This is a genomic window from Promicromonospora soli, assembly GCF_014653785.1.
In the GTDB taxonomy this organism is placed as follows: Bacteria; Actinomycetota; Actinomycetes; order Actinomycetales; family Cellulomonadaceae; genus Promicromonospora; species Promicromonospora soli.
Genome location: NZ_BNAS01000018.1, coordinates 1 through 2,188, shown reverse-complemented (window position 1 = coordinate 2,188; position 2,188 = coordinate 1). Strand labels below are relative to the sequence as shown.

General features: G+C 69.7%; 1 protein-coding gene. It reads left to right on the top strand.

The genetic code is table 11. From position 1 onward, the window contains the following. Positions 1-2,188: Ig-like domain-containing protein (locus tag IE250_RS24295; RefSeq protein ID WP_229872745.1), on the top strand; the 2,188-nt coding region annotated here is incomplete at both ends.

Below are 2,188 nucleotides of genomic sequence, written 5' to 3'. Positions count from 1 at the left end.
GGTTCCCGACGGGGCGCAGGGTGTGCTGCAGCAGCCGTCGGGCGAGTCGGACAACGTGGTGCTGGCCACACCGAACGGGCTGGTCTCCCAGCCGCTGGGCGGCGGAGACGCGACCACTCGTACGGCCTCGGGCGGGACGTCGGTGACGCCGTCGGCGCCGGTGCAGCTCGGCGGGTGTGTTTATGGTGCCTGGTCGGGGACCGGGCAGGTCATCCGGGACTGCGCAGGCCCGGACAACGACGTGGACGAGGTGCTGGAGGGTGTGGACTCCGGCACCAGCCTGGTCTACCGCGTGAACCGGAACATCATCGTGCTGAACGATGTGGCGAACGGCACGCTGTGGATGGCCGCGGACCAGTTCGAGAAGGTCGAGGACTGGGACCTGAAGATGCCCGAGGACGGCGAGGGCAAGAAGACGGACTCGGAGCAGACCACGCCCGAGCTCGTCGACCACACCGTGGCCGAGCGGAACAAGGCCAACCGTCCGCCGGTGCCGAAGGACGACTCGTTCGGCGTACGGCCCGGCCGCACGACCGTGCTGAACGTGCTGGGCAACGACATGGACCCGGACGGCGACGTGATGACCGCCTCGGTCCAGGGCGAGCCGGACGGCGAGATCGGCGTGGACCGGGTGCTGGACGGTGCGGCCCTGCAGGCCGACGTGCCCGAGGACGCCACGGGTACGACGACGTTCGACTACGAGGTGGACGACGGCCGCGAGAACGGCACGGCTACCGCGAAGGTGAACGTCAAGGTGGTGCCGCTGGAGGAGAACAACGCGCCCGAGCAGCCGGGTGAGCCGGTGCTCACCGTGGGTCAGGACGGGCTGGGGACCATCAAGGTGCTGCCCTACTTCAAGGACCCGGACGGCGACGACATGTTCCTGTCCAACGCGAGTACCGCCGACCCGCTCGACGAGGTGCGGTTCCGCCCCGACGGCACGATCGAGTTCCGCGACGGCGGCACCGCCATCGGCCGCAAGATCGTCGACATCACGGTGACGGACTCGATGGGACTGCCGGTCGAGGGCAAGCTGCTCATCGAGGTCGTGGGGACCAATGTGGCGCCGGTGGCGGTGCAGGACCACGTGACCGTGCTGACCGGTGAGCCGGTCACGGTGAGGCCGCTGCAGAACGACTACGACCCGAACGGCGACCAGGTCCGCCTGACGAGGGTCGACGAGTCGGCCGGGGCGACGATCACGACGAACGCTACGACCCGCACCTTCAAGTTCGAGAGCGACCAGGCCGGCTCCTACGACCTCACCTACCAGATCTCCGACGGTCCCAACCCGGCGACGGGTCTGGTGCGGGTGGACGTCATCGATCCCCCGGACGAGGCGGGCTCGCCGGTAGCGGTCTCGGACCAGGTGCTGCTGCCGACCGGCGGTACCGCGCTGGTGGACGTCCTGGCCAACGACACAGATCCTGCCGGTGGCGTGCTCGTGGTGCAGGGTGTCAGCGTGCCTTCGGGAGCTCCGGTGAACGTGTCGGTGCTGAACCACCAGATCCTGAAGGTCTCCGAGGTCAAGCGCCTGGACCAGGCGGTGGTGGTCGAGTACAAGGTCGCCAACGGTTCGGGCACCAAGACCGGTCAGGTGCGGGTGGTGCCGATCCCGGCGCCGCAGCAGCTGCGGCCGCCGGAGGCTGGCCGTGATCTGGCCACCGTGCGCGTGGGCGACGTGGTGACCATCCCGGTGCTGAAGAACGACACCCACCCCGACGGCCTGGAGCTGACGCTCACCGACGAGCTGCAGGAAGCCCCGCCGGCGGCGGCGGGTGAGGCGTTCGTGTCGGAGGACACGGTGCGGTTCCGTGCCGGCCAGGAGGCCGGGACCTATCACGCGGTGTACGAGGTGGAGGACTCCAACGGGCAGAAGGACGCCGCGCAGATCACGATCAACGTGCTGGACGCCCCGGAGAACGCCGCCCCGCAGCTGCCCGATATCGAGGCGCGGGTGCTCAGCGACGGCATCGTGCGGATCCCGCTGCCGCTGGACGGCACCGACCCGGACGGCGACTACGTGACGCTGAGCTCGATCTCCGGCGCCCCGTCGCAGGGCACCGCGACGATCGTGGACGGCTTCATCGACTACAAGGCCGCCGTGGACGCAACGGGGCTGGACACCTTCACCTACCAGGTCATGGACACCCGTGGCGCGCCCGCGGAGGGCGTCGTCCGGGTCGGC